Source organism: Pseudoalteromonas sp. MMG005, from assembly GCF_018101015.1.
In the GTDB taxonomy this organism is placed as follows: Bacteria; Pseudomonadota; Gammaproteobacteria; order Enterobacterales; family Alteromonadaceae; genus Pseudoalteromonas; species Pseudoalteromonas aurantia.
In genome coordinates this window covers 60,237-78,003 of record NZ_JAGJEK010000004.1, presented here as the reverse complement: position 1 = coordinate 78,003, position 17,767 = coordinate 60,237, and the positions used below count along the sequence as shown (strand labels likewise).

9 protein-coding genes are annotated in these 17,767 nt (G+C 43.3%); 8 read left to right on the top strand and 1 reads right to left on the bottom strand.

Annotated features, from left to right (window positions below):
- Positions 1–13 precede the first annotated feature (13 nt).
- The 4 genes from J8M01_RS04590 to sdhD all read left to right on the top strand — a co-directional run bounded on the left by J8M01_RS04590 (position 14) and on the right by sdhD (position 10,491).
- Entirely contained in the window at positions 14–5,260 is a 5,247-nt protein-coding gene (locus J8M01_RS04590; RefSeq protein ID WP_211057174.1) for a non-ribosomal peptide synthetase, read from the top strand.
- Positions 5,261–5,262: 2 nt separating this feature from the next.
- Positions 5,263–9,714, top strand: coding sequence for a type I polyketide synthase (locus tag J8M01_RS04585; protein ID WP_247670993.1), 4,452 nt, complete (start codon positions 5,263–5,265; stop codon positions 9,712–9,714).
- Positions 9,715–9,778: 64 nt separating this feature from the next.
- On the top strand, positions 9,779–10,159 hold the full coding sequence (gene sdhC, locus J8M01_RS04580; RefSeq protein WP_211057173.1) for a succinate dehydrogenase, cytochrome b556 subunit: 381 nt from the start codon (positions 9,779–9,781) through the stop codon (positions 10,157–10,159).
- Positions 10,150–10,491, top strand: a complete 342-nt coding sequence (gene sdhD / locus J8M01_RS04575; RefSeq protein WP_211057172.1) for a succinate dehydrogenase, hydrophobic membrane anchor protein — start codon at positions 10,150–10,152, stop codon at positions 10,489–10,491. The genes sdhC and sdhD overlap by 10 nt, the downstream gene beginning before the upstream one ends.
- Here the strand turns inward: sdhD and J8M01_RS24315 are convergent.
- Positions 10,459–11,445, bottom strand: a complete 987-nt coding sequence (locus J8M01_RS24315; RefSeq protein ID WP_211057171.1) for a helix-turn-helix transcriptional regulator — start codon at positions 11,443–11,445, stop codon at positions 10,459–10,461. The genes sdhD and J8M01_RS24315 overlap by 33 nt on opposite strands.
- Positions 11,446–11,572: 127 nt before the next feature.
- Between J8M01_RS24315 and J8M01_RS04565 the strand changes: the two genes are divergently transcribed.
- From J8M01_RS04565 to J8M01_RS04555, 4 genes are all read left to right on the top strand, one after another.
- Positions 11,573–13,351 carry a TonB-dependent receptor gene (locus J8M01_RS04565; protein ID WP_348772714.1) on the top strand — a complete coding sequence of 593 codons (1,779 nt, stop codon included), beginning with the start codon at positions 11,573–11,575 and terminating at the stop codon, positions 13,349–13,351.
- Between the two features lie 36 nt (positions 13,352–13,387).
- The gene (locus J8M01_RS24310) at positions 13,388–13,720 is read left to right on the top strand and encodes a hypothetical protein (RefSeq protein ID WP_348772713.1); all 333 of its coding nucleotides are present in this window, start codon (positions 13,388–13,390) and stop codon (positions 13,718–13,720) included.
- Positions 13,721–14,518: 798 nt separating this feature from the next.
- Positions 14,519–15,370: a formyltransferase family protein gene (locus J8M01_RS04560; protein ID WP_211057170.1), complete on the top strand. Its 852-nt coding sequence runs from the start codon at positions 14,519–14,521 to the stop codon at positions 15,368–15,370.
- A 275-nt stretch (positions 15,371–15,645) separates the two neighbouring features.
- Positions 15,646–17,736: a TonB-dependent receptor gene (locus J8M01_RS04555; RefSeq protein ID WP_211049826.1), complete on the top strand. Its 2,091-nt coding sequence runs from the start codon at positions 15,646–15,648 to the stop codon at positions 17,734–17,736.
- Positions 17,737–17,767 lie beyond the last annotated feature (31 nt).

The following is a 17,767-nucleotide window of genomic DNA, read 5'->3' as shown; positions in this document are numbered from 1 at the left end:
AATGGAGCCTGATATGTCAGCCATTACCATCATGGATTATTTAGCTCAGCATGCTGAGCAAACCCCCGATCGCGTTGCACTTATTTGTGTTGATCGGAAGCAACGTACTTCTTGGACATATCATGCTTTGTATCAACGCTGTATCTGGTTAGCTAACCACATTCACACACAAGCAAAAGCGGGAGATCGCGCATTAATATTAATGGATTCTGGTATTGACTATGTGTCGAGTTTTTTTGCATGTCAATACATAGGTGTAACCGCCATTCCGAGTTTTCCGCCAGAATCGACAAAAGAGCAGCATATTGCTCGAACCGTTGGCATTGCAGAAGATTCTCAAGCCGCTGTTGTATTAACGACAACACGCTTTGCTGAGACGGTGCATGCAATGGTAGAACAAACAAGCAATAGCACCATGTTAGTGGTTGATACATTGGATGAGTCGATCGCCCAAGTACAAAGGTATGACGCTTGTGAAAATGATATCTCATTTTTACAGTACACCTCAGGATCGACAGCGAAGCCAAAGGGGGTGATGGTCAGTCACCACAATTTAATAGCGAATGAACGAGCAATAGCGGAAGTCATTGAAACATCTGCTGAAGATGTATTCGTGAGTTGGTTGCCGTTGTTCCATGATATGGGCCTTATTGGTGGTTTATTACAACCTGTATTCTCGGGCTTTCCGTTAGTTTTGGCATCTCCGCGTTACTTTATGGAGAAGCCAGTACGCTGGTTAGAGTTAATCAGCGAGTATAAAGGCACTATCTCTGGTGGGCCCGATTTTGCCTTTCGGTTATGCCTGGAGCGTATTAAAGACAAGCAAAGAGCCGCGTTAGATTTATCCAGTTGGCGGGTTGCATTTTCAGGTGCAGAGCCGATCAGGCATGACACCTTGTATGACTTTGCGGACAGTTTTAGCGTTAATGGTTTTAAAGAAGAGGCATTGTATCCTTGCTATGGTTTAGCGGAAGGGACGCTTTTAGTGACGGGGAGTAAAGCGGGAGCTGGCGCACAAATTGAGGCATTTTGTAATAACGCGTTAAGTGCAGGGAAAGCGCGTCAGGTAGTACCACAAGATAATCGCAATAGTCATGAGTATAGTCACCAAGTGAGCTGTGGGTATACACCTTCGAAGCATACATTGAGAATTACCAATGTGAATACCCTTGCCAAGGTAGATGATGGAACTATTGGTGAAATTTGGGCCGCTGGACCAAGTATTGCTGTTGGATATTGGCAAAATGCACAAGCAACCGCGGATACTTTTGTTGAGTTAGATGGCAAGCGTTGGCTAAGAACTGGTGATGTGGGCTACATTTTCGAAGGGCAGCTGTATATTTCAGGTCGGCAAAAAGACTTGATCATTATGAATGGCCACAATATTTATCCGCAAGATATTGAACGAGCGATTGAGGATAGCCTGCAATTTGTACGCAAGGGTCGCGTATCTGCATTTCCAGTCAAAAGTAATGAAAGTGGAGAAGGGATAGGGCTGGCAATTGAAACCAGCAATAGTTATCGCAATGACACCGCAGAGCAAGTCACAGCACAAATCGTTCGTGATTTTATTATCAGTGAATTTAAGGTTGCTCCAGAATTATTACTGTTGCTTGATCAAGGAGGGTTACCAAAAACGTCGAGCGGCAAGCTACAGCGTAGTGCGTGTTTAAAATTACATTTACAAGACTCACTGCCAAGCTATGGTGTATTTGACCAACACCAGTTACAGATGTTAGAAAATGGGGCTCCAAGTGATATAACACTGTGGAATGAAGATGAGCAACGGCTGGTTGATATTTGGCAGCAAGTATTGCGTTATCCTGTGCGCAGCAACGACGCAGACTTCTTTGCATTGGGTGGTAACTCAATTAAAGCAACGCAATTGCTAGCGCAGGTTCAGCAGCAATTTAACTGTTACATCGAACCGGCAAGCGTTTTTGAAGCCACTCGATTTGGTGCCTTTTATGACCTAGTGACACATGCCAGACAACAAACATTACATGATATTACAGTGTTAAATGCTACCGAAGCCCCATTGAGTGCACAGCAGTTGAGACAGTGGTTCTTGTGGCAATTACAGCCTAAAAGTAACGCGTATCATATTGGTGGAATGTTTGATTTAGCAGGGCAGATAGATGTTTCACTGTTTCAAGCAAGCTGTGAAATGTTGTTGCTACAACACCCAATACTAACACACCGTTATTATAAGACGAGCGCCAGTCAAGTGGTGCAAACCCCGCAAAAGCAATCTCTAAATTGGCGTTATGTGGATTTAAGTGCCAGCGCTCAATCGGCCTTGCAATGGACAACAGAGTTTAATCAGCAGCCTTTTAATTTATCACAAGGTGAAAATTGCCGTATCGCTTTAATTAAAACGTCGGAACATACTTTTCACTGGGTAATTATTTTACACCATATCGCGGGCGATGCCTGGTCATTTGATCTAATGCTAGAAGGCGTCGTGCAAAATTATATTCGCTTAAGCGAAGGTGAGCATGAAAGTGCGATAACGAGTAATGCAATTACATATGGTGACTATGCAAGCTGGCAGCAAGGTTGGCTCGCATCAGATGAGGCGCAAGCTCAATTAGAGTATTGGCAAGCACAGTTAATGCAAACAGGAGATGAAGTATTACTTGTACCTGATAAACCGCGCTCAGGTAATCAAGCCTCTCCAATGCAGACAACCACATTGTCGTTAGGTCATGTGCAAGTTGAACAACTGCAAAAGCGTGCACATCAGCAAGGGGCAAGCTTGTTTATGTTGCTGTTGAGTGCATTACAAGTTCTGTTTTATCGACGTACAGGGTTGGCCGCACCGCGCATCGGAGTACCGATTGCTAATAGAAACCAAAATGCGTTACAGCGCTTGGTCGGTTACTTTATTAATACACAAGTTTATACTGCGCGATTACATTCTCAGATGTCATTTAATGATGTTTTACAGCAATGTAAGTCGACCTCAATTGCCGCGCAAAAAAACCAATTGTTACCGTTTGAACGATTAGTTGAAGTGATTAACCCAGTACGAAATCTCGGTGAAACCCCTTTATTCCAGGTGATGTTTAACCATGTAGAGCATGACTTTTCAATACTGTCGAGCTTGCCTGACGCTGAGTTGGTACAGGTGCAGCCATTGCAGTCCTTGGCACAATTTGATGTGAGCTTAGACTCAAGGTTAATGGCCAATGGACAGCTACATATCGAGTTTCAATATGCCGAAAATTTGTATCACCATGAAACAATAGAGAGTCTAAAAGAAAGCTTTGCGGTATTACTTGAACAGCTAAGTCAATCATCGGTGCCGTCAATTTCAGAGGTTACATTATTGTCGAAAGAGAAACATGCAGCTCTTTTAACACTAGGTAAAGGTGAAAAACAAGTAGCGCCAGATAGACACTGGTTGGTCACTGTAACTGACATTGCGCAACGAGAGCCAGAGCGAACTGCACTGGTATTTCAGGACGCACATTATAGCTATAGTTGGTTGGAGCGACACAGTAATGCGCTTGCCGATATTTTATTAAGCAATAATGTGAAAGCGGAATCGGTTGTGGGTGTGATGTTGGCACGGACACCAAATATGCTGGCGTCAATTTTAGCGATTTTAAAGGTGGGTGCTGCATACTTGCCTTTAGATAGGGCATTTCCCGCTGAAAAATTGCAACACATGCTTGATGATAGTGGTTGTGTCGCTATTTTTAGTGAGCACCAAGAATGTACACTGCAATTTGCGGGTACTTGGCTTGCGCCAACTGCGTTATTGGTAAATGGTGACTTGAACATGACCGCGCCAAATATCGCGGTGCACCCGCAGCAAACAGCGTATTTAAATTACACGTCGGGATCAACGGGTAAGGCTAAGGGAGTAGCGATCCCTCATGGACCTCTAGCACAGTATATTGAATCTGCTGTGGAGTTTATTCGATTACGAGAAAGTGATGTGGTACTGCAATTTGCCACCGCAAATTTTGACGCATTTGTTGAACAAGTTTTTCCTACCTGGTGCGTTGGTGGGGCCATTGTGTTGCGCGATGATAGTTTGTGGGACGCTAAAAAACTACTGACGCAGGCACAAAAACATCATATTAGCGTAATGGATTTGAGCGCAGCGTATTGGCGTACAGTGGCTAAATCATGGGCTCAAATGGCAACATCCCAAGGGCCGTTAACTTTACCTCAGTTGCGTCAAGTGCATTCTGGCGGAGAGGCAATGTCACTGGCTGCAATTCAAGATTGGCATGCTGCGGGGTTGAGTCACGTTAAGTTATTGAATACCTATGGGCCAACGGAGGCGCTCGTTGAGGTGGCGATTTATGATTGTGCGCAGTTACGTCATAACACCCGTGAACAAGAGGCGGTGCCGCTTGGTCGCCCACTTGCCGGACGCCAGCTATACGTCTTAGACGAACAATTGGATTTAGTGTGTGATGGACAAGTTGGAGAGCTTTACGTCGGAGGTGCGCAACTAGCACGAGGTTATTGGCAACGTGCAGCGCAAACAGCGCAGGTATTTGTTGCGGATCCATACGCAGATGAATTGGGTGCGAGAATGTATGCAACCGGAGATCTTGTGAGTTGGCGTGACGGACAACTTCACTACCATGGTCGTCGAGACCATCAAGTCAAAGTGCGCGGCTTTAGAGTTGAACTGAGCGAGATAGAACATGTACTAGCAACGCTTCCAGACGTTGAATTTGCGGTTGTTGTACCACGAGAGAGTGAGCACGGTACTCGTCTTTGTGCATATGTTGCAAATGCACAAGGGAATGTGACGAGCAAGCAAATTAAACATGTATTGAAAAACCAATTACCTAGTTACATGGTACCTGAGCATATTGAGGTTGTGGCTGAGCTGCCGATCAATTCGAGTGGTAAAGTTGATCGTCAAAACTTACCAGTGCTGACAGACCTATCAACAGGACACACCATCACGCCAGCCAGTAATGCAATGGAACAGTATATTCATGAGATCTGGGCGAAACAATTACGTCAGACTCAAATAGACCGCAATGCTAACTTTTTTGATATTGGTGGGCATTCTTTATTGTTATTGGCGGTACATGGGGACTTACAGGTCGATTACCCCAATTTAGAAGTAACAGAATTGTTTACCTATCCAACGATAGCAGGTTTAGCTGAAGCACTTCAGAGCACTAACACACAGATAAAATCACAGCAGCAACCTAACAGAGAAAAACAACGACGCGGTATGGGCGCAATTGCTGCACGTCGTCGTAAAGTGACAGGATCTTAATAATGAATGATATGACCCAAGAGCAGCAAATAGAATATAGCAGCGTAGATATTGCCATTGTAGGCATGGCGGGACGTTTTCCTGATGCAAGTAATGTTGATGAGTTATGGCGCAATGTGGCGAACCAGCACTGCAGTATTACGCCATATAGTGATGCACAGTTGCGAGAGGCGGGTGTAGACTCGGACGTCCTTTCAGACCCTGACTATGTGAAAGCCGGCATCCCATTTTCAGGTATGAGAGAGTTCGATGCTGGTTTTTTTGGTTATAGCCCAAAAGAAGCAGAGCAACTTGATCCACAACAGCGCATATTTCTGCAAACATGTTGGCATGCACTTGAAAATGCAGGTGTCATGCCAAGCTCAGATAATTTGACCGGCGTGTTTGCTGGATGTGGTGTACCCAGTTATTTGTTGCAAAACTTATTATCAAATAACACCCAAAATGATATTACCAGCTTATTAGCATTGACCAATGGTAATGACAAAGATTCATTGGCAACTCGCGTAAGTTATGAATTAAATCTTAAAGGTCCATCTGTAACAGTACAAACTGCGTGTTCTACGTCACTTGTCGCGGTTCACATGGCATGTCGTTCGTTACAGAACTTTGAAAGTGATGCCGCACTGGCTGGCGGTGTTTGGTTAAATCTTGCTGCAGATCAAGGCTATCATGCTCCTGTAGGGGGGAGTTTATCACCGACTGGACAGTTAAGTGCATTTTCAGAAAAGGCGGATGGCATTTTAATCGGCAGTGGCAGCGCTGCGGTGGTGCTAAAGCGTATGGAAGATGCATTGCACGCAGACGATAATATTTTGGCTGTGATCAGAGGGTCGGCGATCAATAATGATGGCAAAGATAAAATAGGATATACCGCGCCGAGTGTAACCGGGCAAGCCAATGCTGTAAGCGCTGCGCTGGCGTTCGCTGACGTAGAGCCGGATTCAATTGGATACATTGAAGCGCATGGTACAGGCACAAAGTTAGGAGATCCGATTGAGATAGCTGCATTACGTCAAGCCTACCAGTCAAATGCGACGCAATATTGTGCCATTGGATCGATTAAAGCCAATATTGGCCATTTAGATTCGGCCGCAGGGGTCACAGGCTTGATCAAGGCGGTGCAAGCTTTACGGCACAAGCAGCTACCACCGAGTATTCATAGCGAGCCTGCCAACCCTGCAATTAATTTCGCTGACAGTCCATTTTACGTTAATACCGCTTTAAAAGCATGGGATAGCAATGGACCTCGCAGAGCCGCCGTAAGTTCTTTAGGGATGGGTGGCACCAATGCGCATGTGATTTTAGAAGAGTACGAGTCTACATCACAGACCAAAGATGACGATAATAAAGTGCGCACGCCTTGGTATATATTACCCATTAGCAGTACTACCCGTGAGGGGTTGGAAGCACAAGTGGCTGCCGTTCAAAAAACGTTAGTTGCTCAGCCTAGTCGTTTGCGTGAAACAGCTGCACAATTGCAGCATAAACGTGCAGCACTTGCTTATCGAAAAGCATTTGTAGTACGAGATCATGAGCAAGCAGTATCTTTATTGAGCCGCGAAGTGGTTGCTAAGAAAGTTTCAGATGTTCGTGTTGGTTTGATGTTTTCAGGGCAAGGTTCGCAATATGTGACAATGGCGCAACCATTACTACAGCACAACCCTACTTTTAAAGCCGCATTCGATGCAGTTGTGGGCTGCTTTTCTGCCACTTTGCAAGCACAACTATTGACCGTCTTCATGCCTGAAGATGATCAAGTACTAGCGGCTAATCAGTTATTAAATCAAACACGTGTAACGCAACCAGCCTTGTTTGTTGTTGGGTATGCGATGGCAAAAACGTATCAAGATATCGGGTTAAAAATTACGACAATGCTTGGCCACAGCATTGGTGAGTATGTGGCTGCATGTTTGGCAAATGTTATGTCGTTAAAAACAGCTGTAACATTGGTTACTGCCAGAGGTGAAACGTTACAAAGCATGGCACCTGGCACCATGCTATCAGTCGTAGGCGATGAGCAATCACTCAGACCATATTTGACTGACGCGTTAGATATTGCGGCATTGAATAGCCCAACAAATACCGTTGTATCAGGAACAAAAGAAGCGATTAAAGCACTCCAAACGCAATTGAAGGCACAGCAAATTAGTTGTACGCGCTTACATGTTTCTCATGCTTTTCATAGTCATTTGACTGATGCGGTATTACCGGAATTTAGGGTGGCATTAGAGCAGGTACAATTGAATGCGCCAGAAATACCATTTGTGAGTAACGTAACAGGGCAATTGATCTCAGATGAGCAGGCAACTTCAGTACAATATTGGTTAGACCATATCCGTCAGCCCGTTAATTTTGTGGCGGGCGTAGAAACGTTGGCAAACCATTGTGATGTATTTATTGAGGCTGGACCTGGGGATACACTACAAAAATTAGCACGGCAGTGTACTATTTCTGATGAACTTACTGTATTACATTCAATTGCGCATGTCAGAGAGGTTAAAGAGCCTATAGCGCCTTTTGCAAAAACTGTCGCTACATTATGGCAGTTAGGTATGACACTTGATTGGCAGCGCTGTGGTGAGCTTATCCCCAGAGGGGAAAATATTTTACCTGAATATCAATTTAGTAATAATGAATATTGGGTAGAAGCAAAATCTACGGATCACTCTATCAACGTCAATAACGTGGAATTATCCCTACATAAGCCGCAGCTATTGCAGCCAGTTTGGCAGCAAAAACCTTTGATTGCGGATACTGGTAACTTAGCTGAACAACACTTTTTACTCTTGGCTTCTGACTCAGAGGTCTGTAGTACGATTAGTCATGGTTTGGTGGAACGAGGTGCTCAGGTAACCACCCTTTGGTATTTGGAACACGGGAGTGAACAAGGTGTGAGTGTGCAAGAAAATGGGCATGTTCATTTCGACTATAGTAACGCTGAACATTGGATTCAGCTACAAACATTGCTATCACAGCAGCCTGTCGTGACACACTTTATTGATGCGCGCTTTCTGGATGTAGCAAAGCCGCACGATGCGCTGGGGTATCATCGGTTATTACCCTTAGTACAAAATTTGGTGAATACCTTTAATATTCGGTTAAGTGTATTGGCGACAGAGTTATTTTCGGTGTTAGCTGATGAAACTTTATCACCAGAGAAATCAACGTTACTGGGGTTAACTCGGGGCTTGCCACTCGAGCATCAAATATCGACTCGAGTGTTTGAATTTAGCGCGGCAAATTTATCTCTTTCAGATAATCTATTGAGCCAGGTGGTTGAAGATTTAGTCGATGCGACTGGTGATGAACACAATGAGGTGGCTTATCGTGGTAAGCAGCGTTTTGTACTCAATGAATGTGAAGTGCCAGCTATGGCAAATGCGTCGATAGATGCGGGTGTCACATTCATTACGGGAGGGTTAGGAGGTGTTGGCTTACATTTAGCACAGTTTCTTGCAAGCCAAGGGCATGCTTTAGTATTGCAAACGCGTAGTGATTTTGCCCCGGCTTCACAATGGCAGGCATTGGCAGAAAACAGTGACACAGATGATAAATTACGTGCTCAGCTAACTACATTACTTGCCTTACAAACACAAGTTGAGGTTGTGGTTGTTACCGCTGATGTACTTGATATTGCACAATTAACACAATCAGTGAAAAAAGCAGAACAGCAAGTTGGTGCAATTACTCATGTGATCCATAGTGCGGGTTTACCTGGTGGTGGTTTTATTCGTACGATGCATTTAGATCAAGCCCAACTGACTTTATCGGCGAAGGTGGAAGGTACGCAAAACCTATTAACCATTTTCAATCATCATAACTTGCAGCAATTTGCGGTGTGTTCTTCTTTAGCCTCGGTGTTAGGCGCATACGGCCAAAGTGACTACTGTGCTGCGAATGTTTATCTAGATACTTTGGCACATCAATCCCACCGTTTTCCCGTGGTGAGTATCAATTGGGATGCGTGGGCTAAAACTGGGATGGCTGCGAAGTTCCAATTACCCGAAGGTTTAGGGCTACAAGGAGACGCTGGAGCAGCGATGTTAGTTGACATATTCACAAGTGCTCAACCACAAGTTTATGCTGCTAGTATGAATTGGGCGCAATTGGTTCGTGTCACACGAGAAGCCGAGCAGGCTATATTAAATGCGCCAGCCAAACCAACTGGTCATGGCCGTCCAGATTTAGACACCGAATACGAAGCACCAGAGAGTGAACTAGAGCATAAGCTGGTGGCTGTATGGCGTGAATTTCTAGGTTTTGATGAAATAGGTGTATTTGATAGCTTGTTTGCGCTAGGTGGAGATTCACTGATTGCCATTCAGATGTTGGCTAAGGTGAAGCAGCAGTTTTCAATTGAATTAGAGCCCGCTGAATTTTTTGAAGACCCGAGCATAGATAATTTGGCGTACATCATAGAAGGGAAGTTAATCGAGCAACTTTCGGAATAAGCGTACCCCGTAAGCCCAAGCCAAATCGGTTTGGGCTTTTTGTAACATCAACTCAGAGGTGAAAATGAAAAAACAACGGCCTATGAATTTAGCAATACAGACCATGGCTCTGCCGATTACTGCTTATGCATCAATCCTACATAGGATCAGTGCCGTGGTGATGTGGGTTGGCTTTGCTTTTTATTTACCAACTTTATGGTATTCACTACGATCTCCAGAAAATTTTGCTTTATTGCATGCATTACGTGATGAAAGTACGATTATCCAGCTATTCTTATGGGCTTTTTTGACCGCAATGGGATATTACTTATGCGGCGGTGTTAAGCACTTAATTCAAGAGGCAGGGCATTTTGAGAGCTTAGAAGGTGGGGCGCAAATTTCATGGGCATGTATTGCTATCGGCGTATTACTGAGTATGTTATCAGGGGTATGGATATGGCTATGATAAATTTATCCGGCACACAGCAATGGATCTTACAGCGCATTTGTAACGTGATCATTATTTTGTTTGTGGCGGCGATGATCGGGTATTTGGTGTTATGTGGGCCAATTACATTTTTGATGTGGTCATCCCTGCACGGTGCACTGTGGTTTAAAATGATCGCGACAGTGGTACTTACGGCAACCATGATGAATGGTATTTTAGCCGCTTGGCAAATCGCTGGAGACTACATCAAAGGGGGTTTTAACACACTTTTTAATATCATTTTGGTTGCGCTTAACCTCGGATTATGGGGTTTTGGCCTAGGCTTGCTCTGGGGTGGTATTACGATGTAATTTAATCAGCTGCATAGGTGTAATGTCAAAGTGCTTTTTAAAGGCGGTAATAAAATTGCCCACATGCGTATATTTTGCTAAATATGCAGCTTCTCCTATCGTTAAACCTTCTATGAGTAATGCTTTTCTGGCTTTTTCTAAGCGCTTTATTTTGACGTATTGTTTTAACGTGGTGTTGAAACTGCGTTTAAAATTTCGCTGTAATGTACTGATGCTAACGCCTAACTGATCGGCAATGTCAGAGAGGGTAAAGTCTTGCTCTAAAAGTAATAATAATGCGCTCAGCTTAGCCTCACTGGCTTGAACAGGTGCGTGTGAATAGTGTGCTTGATTTGGTTTTGAATCAGGGTGATAAAATTGGCTAATCACATTATACAATAATGCGAGAGCGTGTTGCTCTAACAATAGCGGGGCCAAAAATGGTGTGCTGTCATCATGATTAGCAATGGTTTTGGCTTGTTGGAGTAGCAAGGGAGTGAGTGGTGTAATATAGACATGTTGAGAATGAAAAAGCTGCTTGTCTATTTGCTGACAGGCTTGTTCACTGGCCATCTTTTGTAAAAACCAGCTGCGCTCACAGCTGAGGGTGATTTTTTCTACAGGCTGCCCATCCTGCATAAAACGGGTAAAAATATCTTGTTTGTTGACTATATTAACAAAGGCAACAGGCCCCTTATCAGCACTAAAGTGATAACGTTTTTGTGCCACTCTAAACGACACAGCTCCCGCTAATAATACTGTTATATGGCAGCCTGCGGGTAAGATAGCACTGCTACTGGTATTACTATTTTCTACGATATTAGCGCGGTGTAAATAACACCCTTTTTGTAACTCTATGAAGCTTAAATGACCCTGTGCTACGCGTGTTTGCTGAGATGGCGAGTGTTGACGGGACTCTAAGCCAATTTTTTGTAAGGCATAAGATAGATCATCGGCATAAATACAAGTTGTCACAACGTCAATCCTTATTGATGTTTTTGCAAATAAGTTAGACGATTTTGCAAAATAGAACAGCAAATATCAACCTGTAATCTATGTACAATATTGATATTAATTCTTATTTACATTTAAGGGATGTTGTATGTTGATTTTAGCGGCTCAACAAATGGGTTTTCGCAAAACGGGCCTAACGTTAGCTTTAGCAAGTGTATTTATCGCGCCATCAGTGTACGCAACGGCTGATAATATAGAGAAAATCGCCGTGTGGAGTACGCAAGTTAAAACGTCAGCGCTTTACTTGCAAGAGCAAGATATTGCCGATAAACAAGCAGATCATATTTCTGATTTACTGCGCAGCATCCCAGGTATTGATGTGGGCGGCGCACACTCTTTAAATCAACGTATTACGATTCGTAGTATGGATGATAAAGATCTGAAAATTTCCATTGATGGTGCAGCGCAAAATTCTTATATGTACCATCACATGGGGAATTTACAGATCCATGCAGATATTCTTAAATCAGTGGATATTGAAACAGGCACAAATTCGGTTATAAATGGTGGCTTAGGTGGCGCTGTACGGTTTGAAACAAAAGAAGCCGCCGATTTGTTAGCACCTGGGGCTTCTGTAGGTGGGCGAGTATCGGCTGGTGTGGCAAATAATGCAGGGCATAATTTTTCTTTGACAGGTTATGGGGTCTTGACTGAACAGCTAGATTTCTTGGCGTATTATAATCAAGTCACACGAGACAACTACGATGTGGGTGGCGGAGAAATTACCGATCAAACTGGTGGGGCCATAGCGGGCACCGATGGCACTGTCCGAGGTCTTGAGGGGGATGTGAATGATGCATTACTTAAGGTCGGCTGGAACATCGATGTTAATCAGCGACTGGCGTTGAGCTATGAGACCTATGAGGACAAAGGTCACTATAGCTACCGCCCTGATATGGGGCTGGCAACTGACCTTGTGTTTGAGAAAGGGTTAGGTACGCCTTTGTTATGGCCTACCGAGTTTACTCGTGACACGCTTACTTTAAGCTATGATCTAGAGTGGGGCCAAGGTTCTGCCTTAACTGCGAGTATATTTAGCAATGTCAGCGAACTTTACCGAGATGAAGCTGGTTGGGCACTTTCACCGAGTCCGAGTTTTAGGGGGAATGCGGGTCAAGTCACTGGGGAGGCAAAAAATAGTGGGTTGAATCTCATAGCTCAGACGCCGTTTGAGGCGCTTTTTTCACGTGAAAGCCATCTCATCACTTATGGGGCTGATTATCTTAAACATGAAACGGATTTCCATAAATTGGCCCCAGATAACACGGTCAGTCAATCACAAGAAGAAGCTAAAAATTTAGCGCTGTTTGTGCAGGATCGCATTGAGTTCGATAGTGGCTTGGTGCTCATGCCAGGTATACGCCATGATAGTTATAAGATTGATTCAAAAGTGATCACCAACGACTTTACCGAGTTGTCTTTGTCGCTTGCCGCGGAATACCATCTAACCGAGAATTTCTTGATAAAGATCAGTAGCACGGAACTATTTAAAGGACCTGAGATTGGCGAGGTGTTCGCTGGCGCAGGCCTTAGGGATAGTGAAAATAATGACATTGAAGCTGAAACGGGGCTTAACACAGAACTGGCGATTGCTTATCAACGGACGATAGGTGACTCAATCACTTGGTCGGCAGGGGTGACTGCTTTTTCAACGCATATAGACAACTATATTTACGATAGTGCAATGAAACCACAGCCAAAGCATCGCTGGGATCAATGGAAGGATAATATCGGTGATATGCAGATTGATGGCTTTGAAGCGTATTCTGAATTTACTCATAGACGGCTATCAATTCAATTTACCTATGCTCAATCGAATAGTGATTTGTCGGCATTTTCGCATTATGAAGTATTAGATGGATCATGATTAGAGCGAGAGCAAGGCGATACAATTACGACGCGTGTGGCTTACCAATTCGAGCGTTATGACCTTGATGTTGCTTGGGAAGGTATGATGGTTGGCGGTGTGGCTGAAGGGCAATTTTTAGGTGGCCCTAGTATTAACAGTGAAAAGCGCAGTTATACGGTACACAATTTGTCGGTGCATTGGACGCCACAGACGATAAGTGCACTGCACCTTCGAGTTGGCATTGACAATGTATTTGATGAATTTTATGCCTCTCAGTCATCTAAAACAGGCGTGACTGGCCACCCATTAGCGGGCGAAAAGGGGCTGTTTTTAATGGATTACGAACCTGGGCGTAATATAAAAGCCAGTGTTGCTTATCAGTTTTAAGGGGTTGTAAGTTGTTTAACTAGGGGCTGTTGATCTTTGCTGTTCTATTTTTGTTCTCTTTGAGCGTGCTTTTATCGCGGCGCTTAATGTGTGGCTCAGTGATCTAAGCGAATATTAAGCAACAAAGAGAAAAGGGCGCTCAAAAGAATCAGTAGGCAGCGCTTGATTGGCTTTTCTACTATGTTATCGGCTGACTCATATGGAATAACCATGCTACGCAGCCTCTGCCTTGTATAAAAGGCCAATCAAACTGCTGCAAAAATGAACCTGAAAGATCAACAGCTCCTAAAAGTGTTTCCTACAATAACCCATGCATTGAGCGCCCGTCTTGATGCATGGGTTTTATCTTATCCAAGTTACCTATTATGCCGTCGAGCTGGTGATCAATATTGATAATGAGTAACAAAATAACACACAGATTGGCACACATCGCAGATTTTATGCCTGTATTGGTCTAGTGAGATTGATGTGTAGAGCGTATCAATAGAGCACAGAGTAGGTAACCTCAGCTCTGGATAAGCGAATTTGCCCAATAAAGCTATTTTTCTCACTCTCGGCGTTGCTTTCATTTGTAATAGCCCGCTATTACTGCATAAAAACGCCTTGATATTGAACAAAATATTATCATTGGATTGTACGTAAGTTTGTTTTCAAAACACTTTTTATTCTAAAACCCTTATCCAAATCTGAGGTTAAGTAAATATTTACCTGAGTACAGCGTCTGATGATGGGATAGTGTAATTCGTAACATGTGAGTTATGGGTTTAAAGAAGTACAAAAAAAATGGGTGATGAGACTATGGGTAGATTAAAACTAGTATATGTGTGCTCCTTGCGTAATGCTGCGGCAGATATGGCGGGTAGAATGATTGCATACAAAGATGAAACACGTTACATGACTTCACCATTAGAGCATCTAGTGATGCAGCTAAATAGCAGTGACTTGGGGGAGCTGTATGAGTTGAGCGGCGTTATTTTTGACGACGATTTAACACACTCGCTTGATAGTCAAAAATTGCAAGACTACGGAACATCGAGGGTGGCTTGTAACGGTGAATGGATTTATCCTGAAACGCTCAAAGTGGGTAATACGCCTGTTGATGAGCTGTTATGTTGCGTACCTTCAAGTTACCGTAAGTTGCCAAAAGGGTCACAACTATGGCGAGAAGGAAAGCGAGATTTTGAGCAGCGCTTAGAAAGCAAGCTGGATGAGTTGGATGCTGATGTGGTGTTGTTAGATGGACTGATTGTTATTTTGGATCAATTGGCGAGTGAAGAGAGTGCTTACGCAAAGCGTATTGTTAATATTCACCCAGGGATCACAAAAGAGGACTCTGTTTATCAGCGCAGAGGTGCAACTGCTACACTGGATGCCCTGTATGGTGCGCAAGGTCAACAGGTTATTAATTGGCAGACAATGGAAATGGTTGACACAGAAGTGATTGATAAAACGGGTGCCTCACTGCATTATGTTGATCAGGGGATTGATTCAGGTCCAGTTATTCATGATGTTCTAAATACCAAGATCACACCTACCGATACAATTTTTGAACTACGTTGGAATAACTTTCAGCAGAGTCTATTCCCTGCCATGATTCAAGGGCTTCATGTATTAGCTAAGACCAAGATAACCTCAGAAGAAAAAGTGTAACCTCATTCAAATGCCAATTTGGTGAATATAGGACCGTAACAGGCATTAATTGTTGCATCATGAACACTAAATGGTGCAATTTCCACTCAGACAACGCAGTATTGTATTTGTGCATTTATGGTTGCTTTTCTACACAATATGGAGTGCTGTCCATAGTGAGACTTTAATGTTACATGTTGAATTGTAATGATAAATGAAATTAGTTCCTATTATTCTTAAATTTCTCTTCATTTAGTTCGTCTGTTGGTCGGCTAACTATAATTTAGGATGAAATAATGAATAAACTGGCATTTTGTATGGTTCCGGTTGCCTTGGCAGTATCGGCAGCTGTTTCAGCGGATGAAAAAGAACAAATTACGTCGATAGAGAATATTGTTGTTTATGGTGAGAAAGCAGGTCGCTCTTTAAAAGACACCACATCTTCGGTTGCGGTAATTACGAGTGAAGAGCTGGCCAATGGGCAGTCAGATTCATACGTCGATATTTTATCGGATATTGCAAATGTAGTTTTTTCAGATAGTTTGCCAAGTATTCGGGGGGTGAAAGGGGAAGGTATTGCTACAGGGTCATATTCTTTCACTTCAGGCGCTAAAGCACGTGTTGCGGTGATGACAGATGGTGTAGCGGAACCGTTTGTAGCCACGTTAACCGGTGATCTTGGTTTGTGGGATGTACAGCAAATTGAAGTGTTACGTGGACCTCAGTCGTCTAATAGTGGTCGAAACAGCATGGGAGGGATCATTTACGTCACGACAAATACGCCTTCCATGGATAGACTAGAAGCATCGGTAAGAGCAGGATACGCCAATAAAACGCAAAGCAAAGAGCTTTCAGCCATGGTGTCTGCGCCGATTATAGAGAATGAACTCGCATATCGTTTCACGGTACAAAATGTGGATAGAGAACACCATTCTCAGTTTCAGTTGGCTGACGGTGACGCATACCCTTTTGATCCAAAGCCGATTGGCATGACGCGTATTAATGCTAAGTTACAATGGACACCATCACAAGTTGATGGGTTAGACATGTTATTGAGTTATGTTGATACACAAGAAGAGGGATTCCGTTACTGGTATTTAGATGGTCCGGATCTTGCGAATCGTACTATCTCAACACCTTGGGACAGTGATACATCATATGCCCGTGACAAAGACGTAGACAGTCAGCATACCTCATTAAAAACGTCTTATGAAATAAATGATAACTTTGACATTGAGTTATTGGTATCTGACGTTGATTATAGTTATGAATTTCATCAATACCCACTCGTGTGGCACGTTCGTATGGACGATGAAAGTCAAACTATCGATGGTAAATTTGGCTTTGCTTTTGATGATGGGTTGAGTGGACACTTTGGTGTGTATAAGTATGATCGTGAGCAAGCTTTCTTTAATAAAGGTGTATATGAAGGGGATGATGACTCGTCATCTGATGCGATTTACGGTGAGGTTACTGTTAGTGTTTCCGAGCAAGGCCAAGTTATAGCTGGTGGTCGAATTGAGAAAGAGAAGCAACATCGCGAATTTAGAGCGGCATCAGGTGCATCATTTATCATTGCCAATGATGAGACGCTTTACTTACCAAAAATCGCTTATTTACATACTATTGATGAAGAACTCACGCTTGGCGTGAGCTTCAGAAAAGGGTACAACTCGGGTGGCGGTGATTTTAGCTGGGCTTCTTCTACTGTATATAGCTATGATCCAGAATATGTTGATACGTTCGAGGTCAGTGTACGTAAATCATGGGGAGACGCGTTAAATCTCGCAGCAAATGTTTTCTATAACAATTACTCGGATTACCAAGTGCTTGCAACTGGTGCATCAGGTCAGCCATGGGATACAATTATTCATAACATTGATGAAGTGGACAGTTATGGATTTGAAGCTGAGTTAAGCTATGCAGCCACAGACTCGCTGATCTTGTCAGGTAGTTTCGGCTCATTACATACGAGTGTTGAAAATGCAGATAGCAATAATCAGCACTTGCTAGGTCAAGAGTTACCTATGGCACCGAGCGTGACGGCAAGTATTGGCGCTGATTATTGGTTAACAGATAATGTTCAATTCAGTTTAAATACGCGTTATACAAGTGACTATCAAAGCAAATTACTACGCAGTCATTTGGCAAATAACCCTCAGGTCCAAATTAGTCAGGCTGATTTATATCAAACGGATAGTTACACAGAAACTCGTGTTTCAGTTGCTTATATTGCGGAAGATTGGCGAGTAGATGCGTATGTTAATAATGCATTTGACCAAGTGAATGAAACAGCAATTGAGCGTGCACCAGTGACAGGTGTAATTACCTCTGGTCAATTAACAGAGCCGCGAACAGTTGGTTTTTCTGTAACATATAATCTGTAATTCTCTATAATTAATGTACGCTGTGAGGCCA